Genomic DNA, 24,685 nt, shown 5'->3' with positions numbered 1-24,685 from the left:
TTGAACCCAGTGTGCGGCGGGTTTAGCCTGGTATCCAGAGCGCATTTATCCTGGAATAAGGGCTGCCACACACCATGCCGAAACAGCCGGACCGCCGTCAGGAACTGGCCGCGTTCCTACGCAGCCGCAGAGAGCGCGTCACTCCGGACGAGGTCGGCCTGCCGGGGACCGGTCGCCGCCGGACGCCGGGGCTGCGGCGGGAGGAACTCGCCCTGCTCGCCGGGATCAGCGCCACCTGGTACACGTACCTGGAGCAAGGGCGGGAGATCCGCGCCTCGGAGCAGGTATTCGAGTCCCTCGCCTCGGTACTGCGGCTCAACCGGCACGAGCGCGGGCATCTGCTCCAGCTCGCCGGCCACGCACCACCGGCGGAAGCCGAGGCATCCGAACCCCTCACGCCCGAAGTGGCGGCCGTCCCGCTCCTGTTGCAGCCGCACCCCGCGTACATCATCGACGGCAACTACGACGTCCTCAGCCACAACCAAGCCGCCGACCAGCTGTTCCCGAACCTCATCACCGAGGACGACAGCCCGGCGAACTTCGTCCGCTGGGTCTTCCTCGAGCCCGTCGCCCGGGATGTGCTGGTCGACTGGGAGCCGGAGGCCCGAGGTCTGCTCGCCCGGCTCCGGACACTGGCCGGACGCCATCCCACCGACCCGCGCTACACCCGGCTGATCGAAGAACTGCACGAGGGTAGCCCGCAAGCACGGGCCTGGTGGGCCCAGTACGAGGTACAGCCCCGGCACAGCGGACGGAAACGGCTGAGGCACCCGGGCCTTGAACCGGTCGACTACGCCTACACCGCCTTCCACCTGGCCGAACAGCCGGAGCAGACCCTCGTGATCTATCTCGCCGGCGGCACTGAACCGGCCGAAGGAACGCGGGCGAGTGCGGCGGCGGCGCTGATGGGTACCGTCCACCCGTCTGCGTAGCGTCGTGCGGCCGCTCATCCGCGTATGCGTGGTGTCGTACGGCCCCACCGGACAGGCCCAGTTGGCAGGGAGAGGTACGTCATCCAGGCGTCCGTGCCGCGCTTTCCTGGGCTTCGAGAAGCTCGTCGCCGTGCTCGACGGCCCAGCGTCCGAGCGCCGTCATCGGGCCCTCGACGAGGCTCTGTCCCAGACTGGTCAGGCCGTACTCGACACGAGGTGGCGCCTCGGCGTGTGCGTGACGGTCGACCAGGCCGGCGGCGAGCAAGCGGTGCAAGGTATCGGTCAGGACCTTGTCGCTGATGCCGCCGATCTCGGTACGCAGTGCGCGGCGTCGGCGCGGTCCCGTGCGAAGAGCCGCCAGCACAACGGGATCCCAGGTGTGGGCGAAGAGATCGGTGGCCGCACGCAGACGGCAGTCGGCGACCAACTCGTAGCAGTGGGCTTCGCGATCGGTCATCTCGCCGCCCATCCTCGCGCGTTGGTTACGCACCGATCGGTGCGTAACGCCTTCCTTACCGTAACTGCCCTACTGGCTACTGCTTGCTACTGCTTGAGAGGCAGCGACGATGCGAATCGGGATCCTGGGAACGGGGACACTGGCGGCGGCCCTGGGCGAGGGCTGGGCGCGTGCGGGGCACGAGGTGGCGATCGGCGGACGGTCGCAGCTCAAGGCGGAGAAGCTTGCCGAGCGGCTGGGCCACGGAGTGCTCGCCGTCGCGCCACGCGAGGTGGCCATCGGGCGCGATGCCGTACTGCTCGCCGTGTCATGGGACGGCGTCGAGGACATGCTGCGATCGGCGGGTGCGCCTGACGGCGTCCTCGAGGGGACGCCGTTGATCGATCCCACGAACGCCGTCGCACACGGTGTCGGCACTCTGCTCACCGAACCCGGCGAGTCGATGGCGGGGCGGATCGCCGAACTCGCCCCAGGCGCCCACGTCGTGAAGGCGTTCCACCTCTTTCCCGCCGACCAGTGGACGAGCTCTCCCGACCCTGACCGAACCCGCGTGACCGTCGCGATGTGCGGCGACGATACGGCGGCACTCCACACCGTCGGCGAACTGGTGCGTGGCGTCGGCGGGACGCCGGCGGTACTCGGGGCGCTGGACCGCGTCCACCAGCTGGAAGAGGTGGCGGGCTTCGTCATCGGGCTGGCGTTCGCGGGCTTCGACCCCAACTCCGCGGTCCCTTGCGTTGCTTCATTGCCTGCGGTGTCCTGAGCCGTCGTCCATAAGGTCGTAGCCCGCGATGAGGTCGAGGAGCAGTTCGACGCGGGTTCGGACACGGCTGTCCACGGTTCCCCGGACACTCACCGATACCTGGCTTCGGCCCGGATCGCCGGGCTTATCGGTAGCCGCTCCAGCTCACAGGGGTAGTCATACGGACTGTCCATGTCCTCTGGTCACAACGGAGTGTCTACGCCGGTCTCGAAGGAGAATCGCAGGTAGTGGATCACGCGGCATCCCCTCAGGCGTCCGCAGACTCTGCGCGCACAGAGTCTGTCAGCGGGGCTCACTTGATACCGGGCCCAGGAGCACCGCTATGGCAGCCAATAAGCCGGAGACTCCCGCACCGGTGCGGGCCTGAGACCGCCGCCGCATGCCCATGCTCCTCGCCCAACGGGTCGTTGCGGGCTTTCCATGCCCACGGTTCGGGCCGGCGACACCGCAGAGCCAAGAGGTATCCATCCGAAGTACCAGGCAGCCTCTGATTGGTCATCCATTCGCGGACTCGGCGGTCCGAGGAGCGGCCACGTGGACAGTGCCGTGTGCCGCAGCTTCAGGCGCGTCCAATGAGTTGACCTGCAGAGTCGGATCTCCACCCAGCCTTTGGCGAATGCATATGCGCGGCGGCAGTTGCTGGATAGAGTCGTATCGTCACAGTTGGTTGTGGGGACAACCGAAGTGTCTTTCGGCTGCCAATGTCCTGGGGAGGGCCTGCAGCAAATGAGTCGTCGTTCTACCGGTTTTGTCGGCGCGTGGGCTGAGGTGCAACGGCAGCAGCAGCGCCAGTCGGAAGCCGAGACCAGACAGCGGAGACAAGAAGCTCAGCAAGCGCGGGCTTACCAGCGGCGAGCTGCCCAAAGCCATCGCGAGTACAGGCAGGCAGATGCGTTGCGTCGCACGGAGGAACTGGACGCAGAGGTAGCGGCACTGCAAAGCCTTCTCGCTTCAGGTTGCGACGCTCCGGCTTTCAGGGCGTCCTCGCTCAAGCGAGCCGAGGTCGTTCAGCCTTTCGCTCCAGGTCCGTTGGCGCGGCCGCTGCCCCTGCCGGATGTCAATCAGTACCAAACGCAGAGTGGTTGGACGGCGAGTCGCCGGGCTCATGCTCAAGCCGAGGCGCGGGCGCGTTTCGAGCGGGACCTGCAGGCTGCACAGGCAGCGGAGGCTCACCGTCAACAGCAACTGGCCTCGTATCAGCGTGAGTACCAACAGTGGGTCGACGCCCAGCTGGCCGAGGTGCGTGAGCACAACGCCGGCGTGGTCGCGATATCCGAAGGCGTGAGGCGCCGAGATCCCGATTCCGCGGTCGAGTACTTCTCAGCTGCTCTCTATTCCTCAACGGCGTGGCCTGAGGGCTTCCCACGACAGATAGCGGCCGCGTACGACTCAGCTGCCCGACAGCTGGTGCTCGACTGGGAGTTGCCCTCCTACGACATCGTCCCTGCGATCAAGTCCGTTCGGTACATGTTCGGGACCGACCAGGACAAGGAGACCTCCCGCCCGGAAAGCCAGCGGCGGGCTCTGTACAAGGAGATGCTCGCGCAGTGCATGTTGCTTGTCCTGCACGAGCTCTTCGCCGCGGACGAACAGGGGGCGCTGGAGTCAGTGGCCCTGAACGGGTTCGTTGACGGACATGACCCCACGACGGGCCGACCGGGCCACATCTTCCTCGCGACGGTCATGGCCTCACGCTCTTCGTTTCGTGACTTGCACTTGGCGCAGGTGGATGCAGGGAGTTGCCTGGCCGGCGCCCTGAGAGGGCAGCTCTCGACCAGGCCGGACCAACTCACACCGGTACGGCCGAGCCGCAGGCCACAAGACGTCGGAAACCGCGTTGTCGCCCACGGCAGCGACGAGGAACCGGACCTGTACGACATGGACCCGGTGGAATTCGAGAATCTCGTTGCTGATCTCTTCCGGGCCATGGGAATGCAGGCGGTGACGACCCAGCGCTCAGGCGATGGAGGTGTGGACGTCGACGCGCTGGATCCGACACCGATCCGAGGCGGCAAGATCGTCGTACAGGTGAAGCGCTACCGCAACACGGTGCCGCCCACTGCCGTGCGTGACTTGTACGGGACTGCGCAGGGTGCGGGCGCCAACAAAGGCGTGCTGGTGACGACGTCAGGGTTCGGCCCCGGCTCACATACCTTCGCCAACGGCAAGCCGTTGGAGCTGATCTCGGGCACGGAACTCGTCGACCTGTTGCATCGTCACGGACTGCGCGGACGATTGGGCGAGGGTGGTCGTCAAGCCTCCCCGCAGCCGACCCCGACGGACCCGAACACTCGGCTCCCCGACGACTACAACGTGCTGGGAATGTCGTGGGCCGGAAGCGTCGCCTTGGACGTGTGCGCGCTCGTCTGCCATGGCAATCGCGTCCTCAGCGACGATCACTTCGTCTTTTTCAACAATCCACAGACTCCCGACGGCTCCGTGCGTGCCCTTCCCGCGGTGGCGCCTGACAAGGCTGCGATCTGTGTCGCCTTCGACGGGCTGCCGGTGGAGGCTGATCGGTTCGTGCTGGTGGCGGCCATCGATCCGGAGGTCAACCCGGACGCGGATCTCTCGGGATTCACTGATGCCTGCATCCGGCTGCTCGATCCGGTGATGTCGGAGCTGGGACGGCTTGAGGTCTCTGACGGCCGACCGCTCGAAACCGCCTTGGTACTCGGTTCCTTCCGCCGAAGGGCCAGCGGAGACTGGGAGTTCGTCCTTGGCGGCAAGGGCTACACGGGTGGCCTGGAGGAACTCGTTCAGGACTACGGCATCGATGTGGAGTAGGTCAGCCTGGGTATGGATGAGGTCTGTGAACGCGGCTTGAGGATCCATGTCAAGGCGCGTTCGCAGACCTTTCCCTCAGGCCTTGCTCGCGGAGAGCGCGACTCGGTGCGTGTCCATTCCCGGCCGTGAGACAAGCAGCGCGCCGGTCGTTCAGCGCACCTGTGCTTTCCGGAGAGCGTCGGCTTGGGACTTCAGCATGTCGTGGTCCAGCTTCGGCATGAAGGCGCGCTTCTTCGATGCCGAGAGCTGGCTGCCGACGATGCTGTCCGACACGGCGGTAACGGTCGCCTCTCCTGTGCGGACAGTTGTGATCAAGGAAAACGTGTCCGATTTGAACCCGTTCAGATCGGCAGTCCAGTGCATCCGGAAACTCACCGAGGCGTCTCCCAGCGTGACTTGGCTCGCCACTCGCTCGATGTCTGCCGTCACACGATCGCCGTACCGGCTCAGGAAGGACAACGACGGGCAAGCATCCAGAGCCTTGTCGAGGGAAGCAAGATGAGCATCCGCACCGTCGGAGTCATAGCTGGCGAAGGTGAGGCTCTCGGTCGGCGGGGCGAATCCGGAAGGGGATATCGAGACCCAGGCCCTGGCAACCGAGGTGGCGGAAGCGCCGGCGCGAGCATCCCAGAGCGGACGGCACGCTTCTGGCCGCACATCGGGATCGGATGTGCTGCCGTCGGTGCTCGACTCGGGTGTGCTGGTGACGCTGTAACCCGGCAAGCTCCCGTCTCGTGGCAGTGCTGCCGTCAACTCGGCGGCGCTCAGCGGCTGCACAGCTGCGGATGGTGTTCTCGAAGGATCGAAAGACGCACCGGACCGGGCTTCCGTGTTGCCTGTAGCCGAAGAACAACCACCTACAAGAACAAGCACAGCACCGGCAGAGGCCACGGGCAGGGAGGAACGGCCTCGCTTGAACGACATACGGACCCCCGTCGCAAGACATCGAATGCCACGCAGTGTATGCGCTGGTCAGGCTGCGCCTGGTTGCCGCGAACTGCAGGGGCCGAATACTGCCGATCTGGCTTGGGCGGATCCTCGCCGATCGCGTCAAAATTCCGCAACCTACCGCAGCGTGCACCAAGTTACGTGTGCTCGGCGCGCTCGCCTCTGGTTACTACACCCCTCCTGAAAGGGTCTGTGAACGCGGCTTGATGACCCATGTCAAGCCGTGTTCACAGCCCTTTCCGTCAAAGGTGTTCGGACTGGTCGTCCATGGTCGTACCTCTGAGGGTGCTGGGCAGCATCAGCCGCGTCGCTGCCACCAGCGCCGCTTCGGCTCGACCATCCGAGGATGGTCTGCGGTCTCACCAAAGGCTGGTGGCGTTACCGAGGAGAGGGAGTTCAGGGCGGCACGGATACGGTCGAAGGAGACAATCGCGTGGTGACCGTCGGCGGGCAGCGTCACCCCCAGGCAGACCAATTTGAAACTGTCCCCGCTGAGGCGAACGCTGATGAACGCCGGTGCCCCCACGCACCCCAGTGGCAGGTCTCCGTTCCAACGGATGCTGTCGCTGCTGGTGCGCGTAACCTGGCCGACCACCACAGCCTGCTCTCGGGCACCGTCCTCGACGATGTGCCCCAGCACGTAGGCCGCTATCGGGTGCTCACCGAGGCCGGCGATGTCCTCTTCCGTGGCGGCGATACCGTCGGTGATCTCGTCGGTCGTCCAGCGCCACCCCTTGCGAGCGCCGTGCGCGTGCAATCCGGTGGTGGGCATGACCGCCACCCCCAGGTCGCCGAGATGAGTCCACCCCTCCGCGAAGTCGATCATCATCAGCTTCTCTGCGCTCATCGCGGGTGTGCACAAGTCCGGGCGCAGGGTGAACTCGGCCAACTCGACTCTCGCCGGCTCGCCGGCAGTTACGAGGTGCTGGCGGATGACCTCGCCCTCGGCGGTCGTCTCCACGAGTCCGTTGAACCAGAAGGCCGTGGCGTGTTGTTCCTCCCGGTGGGCTCGCTGGAAGGGAAGCGTCGATCGGCCGGCGTGATCGACTATCGCGTCGATCGTCGCACTATGAAGGTCGGGTAGGTCGGACACAGTTCGAGAGGCTAGTGCCTGCTCTGAGACAGGAAAAGGAGCCCAGAGCACCCGGACTCAACGGTCAGCGCTGGTCACGGGCCTCTCAGCCGGATGGCGTCCTGGACCGGCTGATGAGCGCGTCGATCCCTAGATGCTCCAGGAGAAGGGCCTTGAGCCCGCGACCGTCGATGAGTGAAGTGAGTAATCGTCAGGACTTGTGGATCGTGCGTTCTAGGATCTTGGGATGAGTGATGAGCTTCTTCACCTCACGGTCCTGGGCTGCGCGACGCCCTACCCGAGTGTGGACAATCCGTGCTCCGGCTATCTGCTGTCGAGCGGGGACACCCGCATCTGGGTGGACGCTGGCAGCGGGACGCTCGGCCCGCTTCAGCGTCATGTGCGGCTGGACGAGCTCGATGCGATCTGGATCTCGCATCTGCACGCCGATCACAGCGCGGACCTGCTCACCGCGTACTACGGAGCCCTGCACGCGGACATCCACCTCGCAGCGCCGATCCCTCTCTATGGTCCGCCGGGAATCGCCGACCGGTTGGCCGACTTCCTCACCAACACTCCGGCCCGCAGCCCGATCGAATCCGCCTTCGCCGTCACCGAGTTGTACGACGGGCACCAGGTGGCCATTGGCTCGCTCCGGCTGACCAGCCGCGCGGTGTCGCACGGCATTCCGGCCTTCGCCGTACGCATCGAGGCGGCGGGCAAGTCGCTGGTGTACTCCGGGGACACAGCACCGTGCCCGAGCCTCGTGGAGCTGGCCGAGGGATGCGACGTGCTGTTGTGTGAGGCCGAGAGCGCACAGGCGCCGGTCGAGGGCGAGCAGGTGCACCACACGCCCGAGGACACCGGAGACACAGCCAGCGCGGCCGGGGCGGGCAGACTGATCGTCACGCACGTCGGCCCCTTCCTCACACCGCAGCAAGCGGTGGCGCGTGCCTCGGTACGGTTCGGCGGTCCCGTCGACTACGCCGCCCCCGGTGCCACCTTCTCGATCGGCCAGGCCGCGGCTGCCTCGGGGCGTTCGACGAACTGACCTCGTTTGAAGCGGGTGCTTGCCCGGACGAGGGCGACGAGGTGGGGCGCGTTCACGGCCCGCCACCGTTGCTGGGCGGACTCGACGAGTTTGAAAACCCTGGCCAGGGTGGCGGCGCGGGAAGACGGCAACCCACCCCAACCGCGTCGGCAGGACGGAAGAGGTCTGCGAACGCGGCACGATGATTCACGTCGTGCGGTCCGGCACGCGACCACCGCGGGGCGCGGACGCCGACGCCCGCGGCTGGGCATGCGAGATCGAACGACACCAGCGGATCGCCGACCGCATCTCCAGCTCCTCGACGACCTCGGTCAGCCCTCGGGTGGCGCCTACGAGAATCCGTGACCCGGGAACCCACTGGACCGGCCTGTCCGCCGCAGCCAGGATGCGTCCATGCCCTTCCCCGAGCCGATGCCCAATTCCGGAACAGACACCCTCCGCCGTTACGTGATGGCCACCCCGAGCCCCAAGACCGGCCGCTACCTGGACCTGCTCCATGGCAACTTCGTCAGGCTGCCCGCCGAGGAACGCACACAGTTCCTCCAGACCCTCGGCCTCGACTCGCGGAGTGTCACTGACGCCGAACTCGAATTCATGCTCCAGCCCAACTGGCGCTCCCGCATAACCGCGGCATGGATGATCGGGCTGGACCACCGCGAGCAGTTCCGCGAGCGCATTGGTGCCCTCTTGCTCGCCAGCGAACTCACCTACGCTGGCCAGGGCTACTGCATCGCACTCGCCCTGCTCGGCACTACCGAGGACGCGGCCTTGCTCACCACCTACCTGGACCACTACCTCCGGCGGCCCGAGTGCCAATACGACCAGGAATGGGCGCTGGGCGCGCTCTTGCACCTCGACGGAGTCCTCGGCACCACGCACGCCGCCGGGTTCCTGGAACCGGACGGACTCTGGAGCCAATGGGCCAATGACCGCAACAGGCTCCCTGAAAAGTTGAGGCAGCACATCGGCGAAATGTGCGCCCTCGCCGACGAGTACGCGCAGCACGATGCCCCTCCCGGGCACTCCTGACCGAGCGCACTCGATCGGGCGAAATTGCCCGTCTTCTGGGCGGTACCCGCTCCTCGGTCAGAGACCGGACGGGTGGCTGGAGAGCCAGTCTGTGTGCTGGTCGCGCAGTCGGTCTCGCTCCTCGGGCGTCGCGAGGATGACGTCTGCGCCGCCGTCGTACGGATTGTGGATGCGTCGAAGTTCCGTATCAGCGAAGAACACTTCGACGAGCGCCTCGTCCGCGACGGCGCGCAGCAGCCCATCGACGCAGCCGCGTTCCCACGGGCGCCGGTCGGCGTACAGACGTGTGTGGGTATGGAACTCCGGGTCAGGGTCGTTCTGCTCGGACTCGGTCCACCAGCGGACGCCGTTCGGGTGCAGCGCCTCCCGTGGTGATGCGTAGCCGGCGGGCCCGTTCGGAGTGTCCGACCAGTCCATGGTCACCACGAACACATCCGTGCCCGCGAACAGTTCGTCGAGGACCGTGTTGTATCGGTCCAGCGCGATCGCGTACTCGTCTTCGGACACCGGGTAGCGCTTCGAGCCGGGGAGGCTGTGGAAGCGCACCCAGCGATCCGTGTACGTACCGCGAAACGTGTGGGCGACAGGCGGACCCGACGGCCGTCGTTCCTGCCACAGCCTTGCCAGCAGCGTGGGGGTGAAGCCAGTACTCATCCATCCGCCTTCGCGACACGGATCGGGCAGGACACCCTCGTCCCGTCGAGCCTGTGCTGCCATGTGACCCTTCGGCCGCGGTCGACTGTCGGGTGGACCAGCCTGTCATCCCAGGAGGTGGGCAAGAGATTCGTCTCCAGCTGGATAGGGGCGCTCCTGGGGCAGCAGCCGGGCGGCGGAGTCCAAGTCGCCACTGCGGACGAGGGCGTGGATCTCGTGGGCGAGGGGAGTGATGTCGCGGATGGAGACCGTCCAGTCGTCCGCGTAGTGCCGTACGGCCTCGCCGGCGAGACCCAGTTGCAGGGACCGGTACGGCAAGGGCTGGAGGTGCAGGTCCCGTTCGGGGTCCCACTGGACGCGAGCGGGAGCGCGCTTCAACTGACGTTGCCAGGTGGCTCGGTCGGGGTGCACCCCGCGGACGTAGCTCGACAGAGACGAGTGGCGCAGCGCCCACTCGAAGCCGTCGCGGCTGATCTCGACAGCGAGGACGGTCTCCTGCCCCGCTTTCGTACCCCAGCCGCAGCGGTACATCATCCACAGGAAGCTCGGCTTGATCCATGTCATCCGGTCCCGCTTCCACATGGCGGGAAAACGACCCTCGCGCACCGCTGGCAGGCCAATGGCCGGGGAATACGCCTGGTAGACGGTGATCGTGGATGCCGTGTGGAGTGCTCGGATCCTGCGTTGCGGTTGTTCCATGGCGTACAGCGTGGCGCCCGTCGGGTGGGGGCAGCCATCGGTTTTCGACTGGCTTCGTGACGGGGGTGTCGGCCGCGGGGTCGGGTTGGGCGTGCACGGAATCGCCAGGAACCCTCGTGCGTTGTGGGGAGTGGGTATGAGATGCCGGTGGTGGGCGAGCCGGGCAGCCCGAGTGACCTAGCTGACAGGAATTGGAGGGCCGCAATGGCTGCGCAGACGCAGAGGGCCGTGCTGGCGGGTGGATGTTTCTGGGGGATGCAGGACCTGATCCGCCGGCTTCCGGGAGTTACGGCGACCCGGGTCGGATACACCGGGGGTGACGTGCCGAACGCGACGTACCGCAACCACGGCACGCACGCGGAGGCCATCGAGATCCTTTTCGACCCCGAGAAGACCGACTTCCGCGCGCTCCTGGAGTTCTTCTTCCAGATCCACGACCCGAGCACCAAGAACCGTCAGGGCAACGACATCGGCCTCAGCTACCGCTCGGCGATCTACTACGTGGACGACGAGCAGAAGCGGACCGCCGAGGACACGATCGCGGACGTGGACGCCTCCGGACTGTGGCCGGACAAGGTCGTCACCGAGGTCGAGCCGGTCGGCCCCTTCTGGGAGGCCGAGCCCGAGCACCAGGACTACCTGGAGCGTTACCCGGAGGGCTACACCTGCCACTTCCCGCGCGCTGGATGGCGGCTGCCCGCCCGCGCGCAGGGCTGACCCCGTACGCAATACCGCGCCCCGCCGTGGCCGTCATGGCCGGCACCGCTGAAGCCGTGCCGGCACGTGCGGCCTCAGCGCGGGAGCGTCGCCGGGCTGCCCCCGTTCGCCTCGTACCCCGCCACCGCCAGCGCCCGGTACACCGCGTAGTCCGCCGCCGGGTCGGACGTGAGGGTCCAGGGCAGCGCGCCGACATGGCCGTCGACGTGCACCAGCTGGTTCATGGCCTCCGCCCAGCGCTCGCTGCGGACCAGGAAGAAGACCAGCAGATGGCGGACGTGGGCGAGCATCGGGTCGTCGGGGCGGGCCGCGTGCACCGCGAAGAGGGCGCCGTGGACGGCCTTCGTCACGACCTCACTCTGGTAGAAGCTGCGGACCAGGTTCACCTCGGGGAGGTGCTCGAAGACCGCGAAGAGCGGCATGGCGGCAAGAAGTGAGCCCTGCGGGGCCCGCGCTGCCGCCGCCTCCGCGAACGAGTACGACACCTCCCGCGAGCCGTGCCACTTCTCGCACCAGTAGTGCAGCGCCGCGAGATGCGCACCCATGTGGGCCGGAGCGCGGTCCAGGATCTTCAACCAGAGCTTCTCGAACTCCGGCTGGGGGTAGGCGAGTCCGCGGGCCACCGAGAGCTCGATGATGTACGGGATCGGGTCACCGGGGGACAGCAGCGCCGCCTCGCCGCACGCCGACTTCGCCTCCTCCATGATGATCCGGAACTCGTCCGTGCCCGGCGTCGACGTGCGCCACGCCTGCTGCACCAGGAACTCCGCGTGCACCGACGCGCCGCCCGCGTCCTTGGGCTTCTCTGCCCGCCACACCCGCAGCCACTGTCCGCCGGGCGTCTCGCTGACCCCGCCGGGGCGCTGCTGCAGCTCCAGCGACGCGGCGCCCGCGAAGGCCTGCACCCGCTGCCAGCGCCGCTCGCCCGCCGTTTCCGTGCCCGCGAGGAGCTGCGACGCGGAGCGGTAGTCCTGCGTGCGCTGCACCAGGTCCAGCACGTCCACCAGGTCCCGGTCGGGGCCCGGCATACGGATGTCCAGCTCCTCCTGGAGCAGGAATCCGTAGTTCGCCGGGTCCGCGGCGTCCGGGTCGCCCGGCGAGACCAGCTGTATACCGGCACGCCTGCGCCTGAAAACCGGCAGCAGGACCAGGCTGAACAAGGCCAGCGCCATCAGGACCCAGAGAATCTCCATGCCTCAAGCGAACCAGACGGGTCGGACAATTGGCGAACCCGATCGCCTCCACCGGCACCCGCCCCCCGGTGAACGGGTCGCCTCCACGACCGCGCGACCGCATCAGCCCCGCGAGCGCACTACGCTCGGTACCCATGAGCGACAGGCACATCAGTCAGCACTTCGAGACCCTCGCGATCCACGCGGGCAACACCGCCGATCCCCTCACCGGCGCGGTCGTCCCGCCGATCTACCAGGTCTCGACCTACAAGCAGGACGGCGTCGGCGGGCTCCGCGGCGGCTACGAGTACAGCCGTAGCGCCAACCCCACCAGGACCGCCCTGGAAGAGAACCTCGCCGCCCTGGAGGGCGGTCGTCGCGGCCTCGCGTTCGCGTCCGGACTGGCGGCCGAGGACTGCCTGTTGCGCACGCTGCTCAGCCCCGGCGACCACGTGGTCATCCCGAACGACGCGTACGGCGGCACGTTCCGCCTGTTCGCGAAGGTCGTCTCCCGGTGGGGGGTGGAATGGTCGGTCGCCGACACCAGCGACCCCGCCTCCGTACGGGCAGCCGTCACCCCCAAGACCAAGGTTATCTGGGTGGAGACCCCCTCCAACCCCCTCCTCGGCATCACCGACATCGCCGTCGTCGCCCAGATCGCGCGCGACGCGGGCGCCAGGCTGGTCGTCGACAACACCTTCGCGACCCCCTACCTCCAGCAGCCGCTCGCGCTCGGCGCGGACGTCGTCGTGCACTCGCTGACCAAGTACATGGGCGGTCACTCGGACGTCGTCGGCGGCGCGCTGATCGTCGGTGACCAGGCACTGGGCGAGGAACTGGCGTACCACCAGAACGCGATGGGCGCGGTCGCCGGGCCCTTCGACTCCTGGCTGGTGCTGCGCGGCACCAAGACGCTCCCGGTGCGCATGGACCGGCACAGCGAGAACGCCACCAAGGTCGCCGAGATGCTCACCCGGCACGCGCGCGTGACGCGCGTTCTGTACCCGGGTCTCCCGGAGCACCCCGGTCACGAGATCGCCGCCAAGCAGATGAAGGCGTTCGGCGGCATGATCTCCTTCCAGGTCGACGGCGGCGAGGAGGCGGCCGTCGAGGTCTGCAACCGCGCCAAGGTGTTCACGCTCGGCGAGTCCCTGGGCGGGGTGGAATCCCTGATCGAGCACCCCGGGCGCATGACGCACGCGTCCGTGGCCGGCTCCGCCCTCGAAGTGCCCGCCGATCTCGTACGCCTCTCCGTAGGCATCGAGAACGTCGACGACCTGCTTCAGGACCTCCAGCAGGCGCTCGGCCAGTAACCGGTTCACCAGCCCGTCAGTGGTGGGGTCGTCTCCGACGGCGGCTCCACCCAGGGCTGCGCTGTGATCGCCCAGACGGCGAAGGCGACGGCCGCGGCGAACAGCAGCAGCCACATCAGGCGCCGGGCCACCGTCCTGCGGCGCAGGATGCGGCTTCCACGGCGTACGACGTCCGCGTGCAGGTCGGGCGGCACGGGGGGCGGCGTCCGCTCCAGCATCCGCCGTACGGCCGCCTCGCGCTCACGCACACTCATGACGGCACCACCTTCGCCAGGGCCGGTGCCGGTCCGCGCGGCGGGTGCAGCAGGGTCGCCATCGCGCGGGCGCAGATCGCCCGTACCCGTTCCGTGGGGAGCCCGAGCAGGGCAGCAGTCTGTTCCTCGGCGACCCCCTCGTACAGCCTGAGGACCAGGATCAGCCGCTCCTGGGGCGCCAGGCGCGCCAGGACACTGTCCGACGACGGGCGGGTCCGGCCGAGGCTTCCGTGCTGGTGCCAGGCGCCGCGTGCGAAGCGGACGGCCAGGTGCTGGCGGGCGTGGTCGTACGGATCCTCGCCGCGCAGCCTGTCCCAGGAGGCGTACGTCTGGGCGAGGGCCAGCGTCAGCAGGCGCCGCGCGCGCGGGTTGGCGTCCCGGGGCTCCGCCGTGAGCAGTGTGGCGGCATGCAGCAGTCGCCCTGCCGCGCCCGCGACGAACGCCTCGAACTCCCGGGCCCGGCGGGCGTTTTGGGACGCCTGCCGTTCGCGCAACCGTGCCTCCCGCCTGAGGCCGACCCTGAAAGAAACGGGGCCCCGGCCGCGCACGACAGGCCGCACCGCGTACGACAAGGACCCGATCTCATATGAGGCCAGACGCGGCCTCCCGGTCAAGGGCCGGGCACACATGCACGCGCGCGTGGAGGGAAAAGCGAACCCCGCGCACGCGCGCGTGGAGGGAAAACGGAACCTCGCGCACGCGCGCGCGTGCTTGCAGGCATGGAGGGGCAGGACCTCGCGCGCGTGGAGGACCTGGGCGCCGGATCCGGCGCCCGGTGCGGCTCAGGAAGCCGGCTGCGACTCGCCCACCGGCGGGCCCTGGGCGGCCTGACGGGCCGAGAGCGCGCTGTTGAAGCGCGTCAGGAGCGTGCAGAACGCCTCGCGCTCCTCCGGCTCCCAGTCCTCCGTCAGCTCGGCCATCAACTGGCGCCTGGAGGAGCGCACTTCGTCGAGGCGGGACTGCCCGCGCGGCGACAGCTGGAGCACCACCGCGCGTCCGTCCTCGGGGTGCGAGGTGCGCTTGACGAGCCCGGTGTCGACCAGCGGTGCCACCTGCCGGGTGACCGTCGAGGAGTCGATACCCATGCTTGCGGCGAGCGCCTTGACGCCCATCGGGCCTTCCTTGTCGAGGCGGTTGAGCAGGAGGTAGGCGGCGCGGTCCATGGAGTTGCGCACCTGCCCCACCCCGCCGAGCCGGGTCTGTTCGGCACGGCGCGCGAAGACCGCGACCTCGTGCTGCAGGGTGTCGAGAAGACCGGTGTCACCGACGGTCGTCATGTCCATCGACATCTCTGGTGTTGTGGGCATGGCCGGGGGCTCAATTCATGCGTGGGGAGCTGGGTTGGGGGACAGGGTACGCGGCCGGGGCGCGGGCCGTACCGACGCTGCGTAAACCAGTCTCGGAGCGTGGTCACACCGGGAGGAGAGCCGTGTGAACTGCGAGACTGGTGGTCATGAGCTACAGCACGGCTGACTCCTTGCCCAGCGTGACTCTCGACGACGTACGCGGCGCGCAGAAGATGCTCACGGGTGTGGCGCGGATGACCGCGATGGAGGGCAGCAGGTACCTGTCCCAGCTGGTGGGCGCGCCGGTGCACCTCAAGTGCGAGAACCTCCAGCGCACGGGTTCGTTCAAGCTGCGCGGCGCGTACGTGCGGATCGCGGGGCTGCTTCCCGAGGAGCGCGCCGCGGGTGTCGTCGCCGCGAGCGCCGGCAACCACGCGCAGGGCGTCGCGCTGGCCTCCTCGCTGCTCGGGGTGCGTTCCACTGTCTTCATGCCCACCGGCGCGCCGCTGCCGAAGGTCGCGGCCACGCGCGAGTACGGCGCCGAAGTGAGGCTGCACGGACAGGTGGTGGACGAGACGCTGGCCGCCGCCCAGGAGTACGCGGAGCGGACGGGGGCGGTGTTCATCCACCCCTTCGACCACCCCGACGTCATCGCGGGGCAGGGCACCGTCGGCCTGGAGATCCTGGAGCAGTGCCCGGAGGTGCGCACGATCGTCGTCGGGATCGGCGGCGGAGGCCTCGCCGCGGGCATCGCGATCGCGGTGAAGGCGCTGCGCCCCGATGTGCGGATCGTCGGTGTGCAGGCGGCGGGCTCGGCGGCGTACCCGCCCTCACTTGCGGCCGGGCGCCCGTTGTCGATCGAGAACCCGGCGACGATGGCCGACGGCATCAAGGTCGGGCGGCCGGGCGATGTGCCGTTCCGGATCATCGGGGACCTGGTGGACGAGGTCGTCACGGTGTCCGAGAACCATCTGTCCAGTGCGCTGCTGCTCTGCCTGGAGCGGGCCAAGCTGGTCGTCGAGCCGGCGGGTGCGAGCCCCGTCGCGGCGCTGCTGGCCGAGCCGGGCGCCTTCGAGGGCCCGGTCGTCGCGCTGCTGTCGGGCGGCAATGTGGACCCGCTGCTGATACAGCGCATCCTGCGCCACGGCATGGCGGCGAGCGGCCGCTACCTGGCGGTCACGCTGCGTCTGACGGACCGCCCCGGCGCCCTGGCCACACTTCTCGGGGTGTTGTCAGTGGCCGACGCTAACGTCCTCGATGTGAGCCACGTACGGACCGATCCACGGCTCGGGCTCACGGAGGTGGAGGTCGAGCTGCACCTGGAGACGAAGGGGCCCGAGCACTGCGCCGAGGTGAACCAGGCGCTGCGCGAGGCGGGTTACACGGTCATCGACTGAGGTCCGCTGAGCTCGTCCGAGGTTGTCTTCGCAGGTCAGGGGCGTTGTCAGTGCGAGGTGGAAAAATCTGTTGAGTGACGCGATACATCGCGTTATGGTGTGTCCCTCGCCACATATCCCACCACAAGTCTGTCCGGGCGGTCGAACGCTTTTAAACGCCGGGCGGGACAAAACAGCGAAAACTAAGCTCCTTCCTAGGAATTCCCCAACCACTTGGGAGACCCCACATGCCAGGCGCCATCTATGCCGAAGGCCTGGTGAAGACCTTCGGTGACGTAAGGGCTCTGGACGGCGTCGATCTCGATGTCCCAGAGGGAACCGTGCTGGGCCTGCTCGGGCCGAACGGCGCGGGCAAGACGACGGCGGTCCGCTGTCTGACCACCCTGCTGCGGCCCGACAGCGGCAAGGCGATCGTCGCGGGCGTCGACGTCCTCAAGAACCCCGACGCGGTGCGCCGCCGGGTCGGTCTGTCCGGGCAGTTCGCCGCGGTCGACGAGTATCTGACCGGCCGCGAGAACCTCCAGATGGTCGGCCAGCTCTACCAGATGAAGGCGAAGGCCGCGAAGGTCCGGGCGGAGGAGCTGCTCGAGCAGTTCAACCTCACGGACGCCGCCGAGCGCACCGCCAAGACCTACTCGGGCGGTATGCGCCGCCGGCTCGACCTGGCGGCGGCGCTCGTCGTCTCGCCGCCGGTGATGTTCATGGACGAGCCGACGACCGGCCTGGACCCGCGCAACCGCCAGCAGCTGTGGGAGGTCATCAAGCAGCTCGTCTCCGGCGGTACGACCCTGCTGCTCACCACCCAGTACCTGGAAGAGGCCGACCACCTCGCGCACGACATCTGCGTGGTCGACCACGGCCGCGTCATCGCCCGCGGCACCGCCGACCAGCTCAAGGCGCAGACCGGCGGCGAGCGCGTCGAGGTCGTCGTGCACGAGCGCGAACACATAGAGACGGCGTCCGAGGTGCTCCGCGGCTTCGGCAAGGGCGAGACCACCGTCGAGGAGCACACCCGCAAGCTCACGGTGCCCGTCTCCGGCGGCGCGAAGCTCCTCGCCGAGGTCATCCGCGAGCTGGACACCCGCGGCATCGAGATCGACGACATCGGCCTGCGCAGGCCCACCCTGGACGACGTCTTCATCTCGCTCACCGGCCACGCGGCCGAGGAGAGGGAAGAGGGCAACGGAGTGGCCGACAGCAAGGACGGCAAAGACAGCAAGGGCCGCAAGCGCAAGAAGGAGGACGCGAAGTGAGTGCCGTCACCGACGCCGTGCAGATCGCGGCGCCCACCAACCCCATAAGCCAGTCCATCCGCGACTCGCTGGTCGTCGCCAAGCGCAACCTGATCAGAATGTCCAGGATCCCGGAGATGGTGATCTTCGGACTGATCCAGCCGATCATGTTCGTGGTGCTGTTCAGCTATGTCTTCGGCGGCTCCATGCAGATCGGCGGCAGCACCAGCTCCACCGACTACCGCAACTTCCTGATGGCCGGCATCTTCGCGCAGACCGTCACCTTCGCCACCGCGGGCGCCGGAGCGGGCATCGCCGACGACATGCACAAGGGCCTCATCGACCGCTTCCGCTCGCTGCCCATGGCGCGCGGCGCGGTGCTGACCGGGCGTACGCTCGCCGACCTCGTCCAGACCGCGCTGACCCTGCTGGTCCTCGCCCTGGTCGCCCTGCTGGTCGGCTGGCGGGTCGGGTCGGACGGCGACACCAACGCCGGCAAGGTCCTCGGAGCCTTCGGGCTGCTGCTCCTGTCCGGGTACGCGTTCACCTGGATCGGCGCGCTCATCGGCCTCTCCGTGCGCACCCCGGAGGCGGCCACCTCCGGCGGACTGATCTGGCTGTTCCCGGTCACGTTCATCTCGAACGCCTTCGTGGACTCCAGCAACATGACGCCCTGGCTGCGTCATATCGCGGACTGGAACCCCTTCAGCGCCACGGTGCAGGCCTCCCGCGAGCTCTTCGCCAATCCGGGTGTCTCACAGTCGGACGCCTGGCCCATGCAGCACGCGGTCTGGGCCTCGCTGATCTACTCGGTGCTGATCGTCCTGATATTCAGGACGCTGGCGGTGCGCAAGTACCGGTCCGCCACCGCATGACCGGGGCATGACGATGCCCCCGGCGCGCGGCCGGGGGCATCGTCGCAGTACGTGGTCCTGGGCGAAGGCGGGTCCTGGACGTACCTGGTCCCGGACTCCGGGCGGGGCCTGGGCTCAGGCCTGGTACGGCACGGCCTTGAGGATCTTCACCGAGGCGAGCTTCCCGTTCGGCAGTTCGTACTGGGCGTCCTCGCCGACCTTCTTGCCGCTCACGCCGGAGCCCAGCGGGGACTGCGGCGAGTACGTCTCGATGTCGGCGCTCGCGTACTCCCGCGAGGCCAGCAGGAAGTCCAGGGTGTCGTCCTCGTCGCCGTCGAAGGCGATGGTGACGACCATGCCGGGCGCGACCGCACCGTCCGCCGCGGGAGCCTCGCCGACCTTGGCGTTCTCCAGGAGCTGGGTCAGCTGGCGCACACGGAGCTCCTGCTTGCCCTGCTCCTCCTTGGCCGCGTGGTACCCGCCGTTCTCGCGCAGGTCGCCCTCCTCGCGCGCCGCCGCGATCTTGGTCGCGATCTCCGTGCGCGCGGGACCAGACAAATACTCCAGCTCGGCCTTGAGCTGGTTGTACGCCTCCTGGGTCAGCCAGGTGACGTTCTCGCTGGTCTGGGTCACAGGTGCTCCTCGTAGGTACTGGGAATACAAAGCATCGCCCTACCCAGAAGAATGTTCCTTCACGGGTGGGCGAAACCACGAGCCTAACAATTCCGCGGCTGAAGGGGGAGGACATAAGACACCAGAATTACGTCAACGCAGGTCAGCACGTAAGTGCTGGGGGTGACGTCAGTCGTTGTGGCAGCCGAGTAGCTCCGCGGTGGTGCCCTTGGCCGTCGTGCGCAGTGTGAGGACCTCGTCGATGCGCGAGGAGTCCTGGTCGAAGCGGAAGTCCGCGCGGCCCACCTCGGCGCCTTCCGCGTCCTGTGAGCGCAGTGTGCAGTAGCCCTTGGCGTCGGCGTCCTTGCGTACTTCCAGGTGCACCTTGACCTCGGTGTCCGAGGCGCTGAAGGTGATCACCTCGGCGCTGATCTTCGTCCCGGCGATGTGGTCGTACCCGTACCAGCCGATCAGGACGAGCAGGATCACGCCCAGTGCACCGCCGACGACCTTGAGTTTCCGGTCGGCGCGCTCGTCCGCTGAGCGGCCGTACCGGCCCTCGGGCAGCTGCGTGCTCGCCGTACTCATGGTCGTCCTCTCGGCAGGGGCCCCGGCTCGGACCCGGGGAGGGCCAGGGGCCGGGCCCCGGAATTATTCGCCCTTCGGTTCCGTCACTATAGAAGCCGCCCTTCAAGCTGATTCACGCCGGGCGCGACTTCCCGACTGGCCGACTTACTGAGGATTGAGTCTTGACTGACCAGCTGCGACTGATGGCCGTGCACGCCCACCCCGACGACGAGTCGAGCAAGGGCGCGGCCACCATGGCGAAGTACGTGTCCGAGGGGGTGGACGTGCTTGTCGTGACCTGCACGGGCGGGGAGCGCGGCTCCATCCTCAACCCGAAGCTTCAGGGCGACAAGTACATCGAGGAGCACATCCACGAGGTACGCAAGAAGGAGATGGACGAGGCTCGCGAGATCCTCGGCATCAAGCAGGAGTGGCTGGGCTTCGTCGACTCGGGGCTGCCCGAGGGCGACCCGCTGCCGCCGCTCCCCGAGGGCTGCTTCGCGCTCGAGGACGTCGACAAGGCGGCCGGCGAGCTGGTGAAGCAGATCCGCACCTTCCGCCCGCAGGTGATCACCACCTACGACGAGAACGGCGGTTACCCGCACCCCGACCACATCATGACCCACAAGATCTCGATGGTGGCTTTCGAGGGCGCGACGGACACCGAGAAGTACCCCGAGTCGGAGTTCGGCACGGCGTTCCAGCCGCAGAAGCTCTACTACAACCAGGGCTTCAACCGCCCGCGCACCGAGGCGCTGCACAACGCGCTCCTCGATCGCGGCATGGAGTCGCCGTACGGGGACTGGCTGAAGCGCTGGTCGGAGTTCGAGCGCACCGAGCGCACGCTGACCACGCACATTCCGTGCGCCGAGTTCTTCGAGATCCGCGACAAGGCGCTCATCGCGCACGCCACGCAGATCGACCCCGACGGCGGCTGGTTCAAGGTCCCGCTGGAGCTCCAGAAGGAGGTCTGGCCGACCGAGGAGTACGAGCTCGCCAAGTCCCTCGTCGATACCTCCCTCCCCGAGGACGACCTCTTTGCGGGCATCCGCGACAATGCCTGACATGAGCGCAAGCCTGGCACTGACGCACCTCGTCCCCCTCGCCAAGGAGGTCGACGAGAACAAGGTCACCCCCGGCGTCCTCGGCTTCATCGTCTTCGCGGCGATGGCCCTGGCGGTGTGGGCACTGATGAAGTCCATGAACCGGCACATGGGGAAGGTCAAGGACAACTTCGAGCAGGAAGCGGAGGCGGCGGCCTCCGCGGGCGCCGCCGGCGGGAAGAGCGGTTCCGGGACGGCGCCCGCCTCCGGTGCTTCCGCCGCCTCCGGTGGGAAGGCCTCGCCCGCCAAGGCCTCGCCGGCGAAAGCCGAGTAGGTCCGATCCGCGAAGGCCGAGCAGGGCTGCCCCGCGAAGGGCAAGGCGGGCCGGCCCGCGGCACGGCGCCCGCAGCACACCGGGACCCGGGGACCGGCAGGCGACCCGTCCCCGGCCGCGGCCGGTCGCCGTGGCGCGGGGACGTTCACCCTGCGTCGCGCCGACCATCACCCCTGCCTCGCACCCGACCGTCACCCCTGCACCGCCCCGACCGTCACCCCCATCACATCCCGGGCATGCCGCTTGGGCACCATCTGCAGCCGCCACGCCTGCCACCCGGTCTCCAGGCTCACACCCCGCTCCAGCAGCAGCTGATACGAATCGATGTAGTCGTCCAGCTTGCTGTCCCGTGACGGATGCCCGGTGCGGGACAGCTGGCTCAGCTCCTCCTGGGCCACGGCGGTGCCGATCTCGGAGCCGCCCGGGGCGGCGTAGGGGAGCAGGGTGCAGCGCAGGAAGCGGGCCCAGTCCTCGCCGCGGCGGTCGCCGTACGAGGTGAAGAGGGCGATCGCCTCGTCGCACAGCTTCAGGGCCTGCTGGGTACGGGCGTTGCCCCCGTCGACCACGGCCAGCTCCAGGCACGTCCACGCCTCCCCGTGGGCGACGCCGATGCGCTGGAAGTCGGCGCGGGCGTCGACGAGGAGCTGGCGGGCGAAGCCGGAGTTCCGCAACGAGCCGGTCTGGCCCGCCCGTTGGTCGCGGGTGACGCGGGCCGAGTGGTGGCGGGCGCAGGCCAGCCCGTACACGTCGCGCATCCGGGAGAACATCGTGCGGGAACGTTCCAGCTCACGGACCGCCTGGTCCAGGTTGCCGGTCTCCTCCAGGGCCTGGCCCAGGTAGTACACCGTCCATGCCTCGCCGCGGGCGTCCTCGTTGTCGCGGTGCCGGGAGGCCGCCTGGCGCAGGCCGTCGACCGCGGGGGACGGGTCGCCGGCGACGAGACGGGCGCGGGCCAGCTCGGTCAGGGCCCACGCCTCGCCCCGCGGGTCACGCGTGCGGCCGTACAGGTCGAGGGCCTCGCGCAGCTCGCGCTCCGCACGCGGTACGTCGCCCATGCGCAGGCCCAGTTGGCCGAGGTGGAAGTGCGCCCACGCCTCACCGTGCACCGACTCGCTCTCGCGGTGCAGGACCAGGGACCGGGTGAGCAGGTCCAGAGCGATGGCGAGGCGGGAGCGGTCGCGCTCCACGCCGGCCAGCGCGTGCATCGTCCAGGCGCGGTCTCCGGCCAGCTCGGGCGAGGACTGGAGGTCGATGGCCTCCTGGAGCTTCGCCGCGGCCTCGGTGAGATTGCCCTGGTGGTGGAGGGTGATGCCGAGGGAGCAGAGCGCCAGGGCCGCGCCCGCGTCGTGGTGCGCCTCGAAGTAGAGGTCGACCACCGAGGAGAGTGTCGTGCGGGCCTTGTCCAGTTCGCCGAGCTGGCGTGCCGCGATGCCCGTACGCCATTGGACCGAGCGGACCAGGAGACCCTGGTCGACCGCCTGCGTCAACTCGCTGATCTCGCCCAGCCGGTAGAGGTCGCCGCGCAGCAGGCAGTAGTCGCAGAGGGCGCCGAGGAGGTGGAGTACCGCGGCCTGGTCGACTCCTTCCGCGTGCCGCAGGGCCGCCGTGATGAAGCTCGACTCGTCGTCCAGCCAGCGCAGGGCCGCGTCGAGAGAGGTGAAGCCGTGCGGCCCGAACTGATCGGCCCGCGTGGACGTCTTGCCGTCGACCAGGCGGATCACCGAGTCGGCCAGCTCCGCGTAGTTCACGATCAGGCGTTCCTGCGCCGCCGTACGCTCGGCCGGTTCCTCCTCGTCCAGGAGGCGGGCCTGCGCGAAGGTGCGTACGAGATCGTGCAGGCGGTAGCGGCTGCCGCGGACGTGGTCGACGAGGCCCGCACGCGAGAGCGCGGTCAGGTGGCGGGTGGCCTCCGCCTCGTCCGTGGCGAGGAGGGACGCGGCCGCCACCGCGCCCAGGGAGGCGCGGCCCGCGAGGGCCAGGCGGCGCAGGAGCCGGCGTGCCGTGTCCGTCTGGTCCGTGTAGCGCAGCCACAGGACCCGCTCGACCGGTTCGACGGGTCCGTACGCCGCCAGGTCGGAGGCCAGTTGGCGCGGGGTCCGGGGGCCGAGCGAGGAACCCGCGATGCGCAGGGCCAGCGGCAGACCGCCGCACAACTCCCTTACGAGGTCGGAGGATTCGGCGTCGTACGGGCCCGACTTGTCCTGCGCAGCGGCGTTCAGCAGCTCCTCGGCGCCCGCCGCCTCCAGTGCCTCGACCGGGAGCTGGTGCACCCAGGCGGCGAGGTCGGCGGGCAGGTCGAGGGGTTTGCGGGCGGTGACCAGGACCAGGCTGTCCGAGCGCTCGGGGACCAGGATGCGCACCTGCTCGGCGTCGTTCGCGTCGTCAAGGACGATCGTCACCGGCAGGCCCGTCAGATGCTGGTGGTACAGCTCGCTCAGCCGCCTGACCTGCTGATCCTGCGAGGAACGCTCCCGGAAGAGCAGCTGTTCGCGCGGCGCGCCGAGACGATTCAGCAGATGGAGCAGCGCGTCACGGGTCGTCAGCGGCGGCTCCTCGGCGCTGTCGCCGCGCAGGTCCACCACGCACGCGCCGCGGAACTGGTCCTTCAGGGCGTGCGCCGCCCGGATCGCGAGCGTGCTGCGGCCGGAGCCCGGCGCGCCGTACAGCACCACCACCGTCGGCTTGGTCTCCGTGCTCGCGCGGGCCGCGTGCACCCACTGCGCGACCCGGGACAGCTCGGTGCGCCTGCCCGTGAACGGGCCGTCCAGATCGGGAAGTTGGCCGAAAGACTGCTCCAGGACACTGCGCCGCCTCGCCGCGGCGCTCTTGTCGGTGCGGCGCAGCTGGGGCGCTCCCTGCTTGGCGACCGTGGCGGCGCTGAGTACGCGCTGCTGATCGAGGAAGGGCCGGATACCTCGTACCTCCAGGGCCGTCAGCCACTGCAGCCGCAGCTGCTCGGCGCCCCCCGGCTGCCCGAGCGCCCCGGCCCGGCGGCTCGCGGCCGGCAGATGCGAGGCGGTCACCTTGAGCACCGTGGCAGCCGCGCCCACCACCGCCACCGTCGCCCCCGCACCGAGCGCCGTCCCCGCGCCCGTGCCGAGCGCCAGGTCCGCGACGACGGCCGCGATCGCGGCAACGGCCGCCACCATCAAGGGGGTTCCGCCACCCTCCTGGGCGTACCGCTGCCCGAACGACAGCTGCCCTGCCTCCGCCTCGTCGAGTGCCTGCGTGTACGCCCCGTACTCCTCGGCGGCCGTCTCGCCCATCGCCTCCAGTGAACCCCGAGCCCGCGAAAGCAGCACGCCCCTGTCGGTACGTCCGCCCGACCGCCGTACCTCTTCCTCCACGGCCCGGGCCAACAGCCGCTCGGCATCCGCCCGGTGGCTGTCCCGCATGTCACGTCCCCCTCCGGCGGCAACATCTGTCGCCGTCAAGTGTCCTGCGTGCGGGGCATCCGCGCGAGGGTGCGCGCGGATCATCACGGTGCCTTCGCAGCGATGGGGGGTGCGGTG

General features: G+C 68.7%; 24 protein-coding genes and 1 pseudogene. 12 read left to right on the top strand and 13 right to left on the bottom strand.

The window, feature by feature from the left end:
- The first annotated feature begins 74 nt into the window (after positions 1-74).
- Positions 75-932: a helix-turn-helix transcriptional regulator gene (locus OG246_RS02650; protein WP_266455205.1), complete on the top strand. Its 858-nt coding sequence runs from the start codon at positions 75-77 to the stop codon at positions 930-932.
- A gap of 79 nt (positions 933-1,011) precedes the next feature.
- On the opposite strand, the gene OG246_RS02645 is transcribed toward OG246_RS02650, so the two are convergent.
- Positions 1,012-1,389, bottom strand: coding sequence for a helix-turn-helix domain-containing protein (locus tag OG246_RS02645; RefSeq protein WP_266455202.1), 378 nt, complete (start codon positions 1,387-1,389; stop codon positions 1,012-1,014).
- A 109-nt stretch (positions 1,390-1,498) separates the two neighbouring features.
- Between OG246_RS02645 and OG246_RS02640 the strand changes: the two genes are divergently transcribed.
- Together OG246_RS02640 and OG246_RS02635 are read left to right on the top strand one after the other, a co-directional pair.
- A complete protein-coding gene (locus tag OG246_RS02640; protein WP_266455199.1) occupies positions 1,499-2,152 on the top strand; it encodes an NADPH-dependent F420 reductase in 654 nt (217 codons plus the stop codon).
- A 726-nt stretch (positions 2,153-2,878) separates the two neighbouring features.
- Positions 2,879-4,939, top strand: a complete 2,061-nt coding sequence (locus tag OG246_RS02635) for a restriction endonuclease (protein ID WP_266455197.1) — start codon at positions 2,879-2,881, stop codon at positions 4,937-4,939.
- A gap of 150 nt (positions 4,940-5,089) precedes the next feature.
- Here OG246_RS02635 and OG246_RS02630 read toward each other — a convergent pair whose 3' ends face one another.
- Together OG246_RS02630 and OG246_RS02625 are read right to left on the bottom strand one after the other, a co-directional pair.
- A complete protein-coding gene (locus OG246_RS02630; RefSeq protein ID WP_266455195.1) occupies positions 5,090-5,716 on the bottom strand; it encodes a hypothetical protein in 627 nt (208 codons plus the stop codon).
- 469 nt (positions 5,717-6,185) lie between these two features.
- Positions 6,186-6,848: a hypothetical protein gene (locus OG246_RS02625; RefSeq protein ID WP_266455193.1), complete on the bottom strand. Its 663-nt coding sequence runs from the start codon at positions 6,846-6,848 to the stop codon at positions 6,186-6,188.
- A gap of 358 nt (positions 6,849-7,206) precedes the next feature.
- Between OG246_RS02625 and OG246_RS02620 the strand changes: the two genes are divergently transcribed.
- The gene (locus tag OG246_RS02620) at positions 7,207-8,010 is read left to right on the top strand and encodes an MBL fold metallo-hydrolase (RefSeq protein WP_266455190.1); all 804 of its coding nucleotides are present in this window, start codon (positions 7,207-7,209) and stop codon (positions 8,008-8,010) included.
- On the opposite strand, the pseudogene OG246_RS02615 reads toward OG246_RS02620, so the two are convergent.
- A pseudogene (locus OG246_RS02615) lies at positions 7,941-8,138 on the bottom strand (IS256 family transposase); the annotation flags it as partial. The gene OG246_RS02620 and the pseudogene OG246_RS02615 sit on opposite strands and share 70 nt — an antisense overlap.
- Positions 8,139-8,403: 265 nt before the next feature.
- Between OG246_RS02615 and OG246_RS02610 the strand changes: the two are divergent.
- Positions 8,404-9,039, top strand: a complete 636-nt coding sequence (locus tag OG246_RS02610) for a DUF6000 family protein (RefSeq protein WP_266455187.1) — start codon at positions 8,404-8,406, stop codon at positions 9,037-9,039.
- A gap of 57 nt (positions 9,040-9,096) precedes the next feature.
- Here OG246_RS02610 and OG246_RS02605 read toward each other — a convergent pair whose 3' ends face one another.
- Both OG246_RS02605 and OG246_RS02600 read right to left on the bottom strand, forming a co-directional pair.
- Positions 9,097-9,693, bottom strand: coding sequence for a hypothetical protein (locus OG246_RS02605; RefSeq protein WP_266455184.1), 597 nt, complete (start codon positions 9,691-9,693; stop codon positions 9,097-9,099).
- Between the two features lie 105 nt (positions 9,694-9,798).
- Entirely contained in the window at positions 9,799-10,392 is a 594-nt protein-coding gene (locus OG246_RS02600) for a DUF4291 domain-containing protein (protein ID WP_266455181.1), read from the bottom strand.
- 204 nt (positions 10,393-10,596) lie between these two features.
- Here OG246_RS02600 and msrA point away from each other — a divergent pair, with 204 nt between their 5' ends.
- Positions 10,597-11,109 carry a peptide-methionine (S)-S-oxide reductase MsrA gene (gene msrA / locus OG246_RS02595; protein ID WP_266455180.1) on the top strand — a complete coding sequence of 171 codons (513 nt, stop codon included), beginning with the start codon at positions 10,597-10,599 and terminating at the stop codon, positions 11,107-11,109.
- 74 nt (positions 11,110-11,183) lie between these two features.
- Here msrA and OG246_RS02590 read toward each other — a convergent pair whose 3' ends face one another.
- Positions 11,184-12,302, bottom strand: coding sequence for a hypothetical protein (locus OG246_RS02590; protein ID WP_266455177.1), 1,119 nt, complete (start codon positions 12,300-12,302; stop codon positions 11,184-11,186).
- Positions 12,303-12,436: 134 nt separating this feature from the next.
- Here OG246_RS02590 and OG246_RS02585 point away from each other — a divergent pair, with 134 nt between their 5' ends.
- Entirely contained in the window at positions 12,437-13,594 is a 1,158-nt protein-coding gene (locus tag OG246_RS02585) for a cystathionine gamma-synthase (RefSeq protein WP_266455174.1), read from the top strand.
- A 5-nt stretch (positions 13,595-13,599) separates the two neighbouring features.
- Here the strand turns inward: OG246_RS02585 and OG246_RS02580 are convergent, their stop codons facing one another.
- From OG246_RS02580 to OG246_RS02570, 3 genes are all read right to left on the bottom strand, one after another.
- Positions 13,600-13,848, bottom strand: coding sequence for a hypothetical protein (locus OG246_RS02580; RefSeq protein ID WP_266455172.1), 249 nt, complete (start codon positions 13,846-13,848; stop codon positions 13,600-13,602).
- Entirely contained in the window at positions 13,845-14,342 is a 498-nt protein-coding gene (locus OG246_RS02575) for a sigma factor-like helix-turn-helix DNA-binding protein (RefSeq protein ID WP_266455170.1), read from the bottom strand. The genes OG246_RS02580 and OG246_RS02575 overlap by 4 nt, the downstream gene beginning before the upstream one ends.
- Positions 14,343-14,630: 288 nt before the next feature.
- The gene (locus OG246_RS02570; protein WP_266463803.1) at positions 14,631-15,137 is read right to left on the bottom strand and encodes a MarR family winged helix-turn-helix transcriptional regulator; all 507 of its coding nucleotides are present in this window, start codon (positions 15,135-15,137) and stop codon (positions 14,631-14,633) included.
- 164 nt (positions 15,138-15,301) lie between these two features.
- On the opposite strand from OG246_RS02570, the gene ilvA reads away from it, so the two are divergent.
- The 3 genes from ilvA to OG246_RS02555 all read left to right on the top strand — a co-directional run bounded on the left by ilvA (position 15,302) and on the right by OG246_RS02555 (position 18,638).
- Positions 15,302-16,531, top strand: coding sequence for a threonine ammonia-lyase (gene ilvA / locus OG246_RS02565; protein ID WP_266455168.1), 1,230 nt, complete (start codon positions 15,302-15,304; stop codon positions 16,529-16,531).
- A gap of 227 nt (positions 16,532-16,758) precedes the next feature.
- Positions 16,759-17,784, top strand: a complete 1,026-nt coding sequence (locus tag OG246_RS02560; RefSeq protein ID WP_266455166.1) for an ATP-binding cassette domain-containing protein — start codon at positions 16,759-16,761, stop codon at positions 17,782-17,784.
- Positions 17,781-18,638, top strand: coding sequence for an ABC transporter permease (locus tag OG246_RS02555; RefSeq protein WP_266455164.1), 858 nt, complete (start codon positions 17,781-17,783; stop codon positions 18,636-18,638). Before OG246_RS02560 ends, OG246_RS02555 begins: the two co-directional genes overlap by 4 nt.
- 114 nt (positions 18,639-18,752) lie before the next feature.
- On the opposite strand, the gene greA is transcribed toward OG246_RS02555, so the two are convergent.
- Positions 18,753-19,250, bottom strand: coding sequence for a transcription elongation factor GreA (greA, locus tag OG246_RS02550; protein ID WP_266455162.1), 498 nt, complete (start codon positions 19,248-19,250; stop codon positions 18,753-18,755).
- A 168-nt stretch (positions 19,251-19,418) separates the two neighbouring features.
- Positions 19,419-19,817 carry a DUF4307 domain-containing protein gene (locus OG246_RS02545; RefSeq protein ID WP_266455159.1) on the bottom strand — a complete coding sequence of 133 codons (399 nt, stop codon included), beginning with the start codon at positions 19,815-19,817 and terminating at the stop codon, positions 19,419-19,421.
- A 182-nt stretch (positions 19,818-19,999) separates the two neighbouring features.
- On the opposite strand from OG246_RS02545, the gene mca reads away from it, so the two are divergent.
- Positions 20,000-20,860, top strand: a complete 861-nt coding sequence (gene mca / locus OG246_RS02540) for a mycothiol conjugate amidase Mca (protein WP_266463800.1) — start codon at positions 20,000-20,002, stop codon at positions 20,858-20,860.
- A 1-nt stretch (position 20,861) separates the two neighbouring features.
- The gene (locus tag OG246_RS02535; protein ID WP_266455156.1) at positions 20,862-21,173 is read left to right on the top strand and encodes a hypothetical protein; all 312 of its coding nucleotides are present in this window, start codon (positions 20,862-20,864) and stop codon (positions 21,171-21,173) included.
- A gap of 191 nt (positions 21,174-21,364) precedes the next feature.
- Here OG246_RS02535 and OG246_RS02530 read toward each other — a convergent pair whose 3' ends face one another.
- The gene (locus tag OG246_RS02530) at positions 21,365-24,568 is read right to left on the bottom strand and encodes a tetratricopeptide repeat protein (protein WP_266455154.1); all 3,204 of its coding nucleotides are present in this window, start codon (positions 24,566-24,568) and stop codon (positions 21,365-21,367) included.
- Positions 24,569-24,685 lie beyond the last annotated feature (117 nt).

It is taken from the genome of Streptomyces sp. NBC_00620, from assembly GCF_026341825.1.
Classification (GTDB): Bacteria; Actinomycetota; Actinomycetes; order Streptomycetales; family Streptomycetaceae; genus Streptomyces.
The sequence above is the reverse complement of the archived record's forward strand: the minus strand, read 5'-3'. Positions and strand labels throughout refer to the sequence as shown.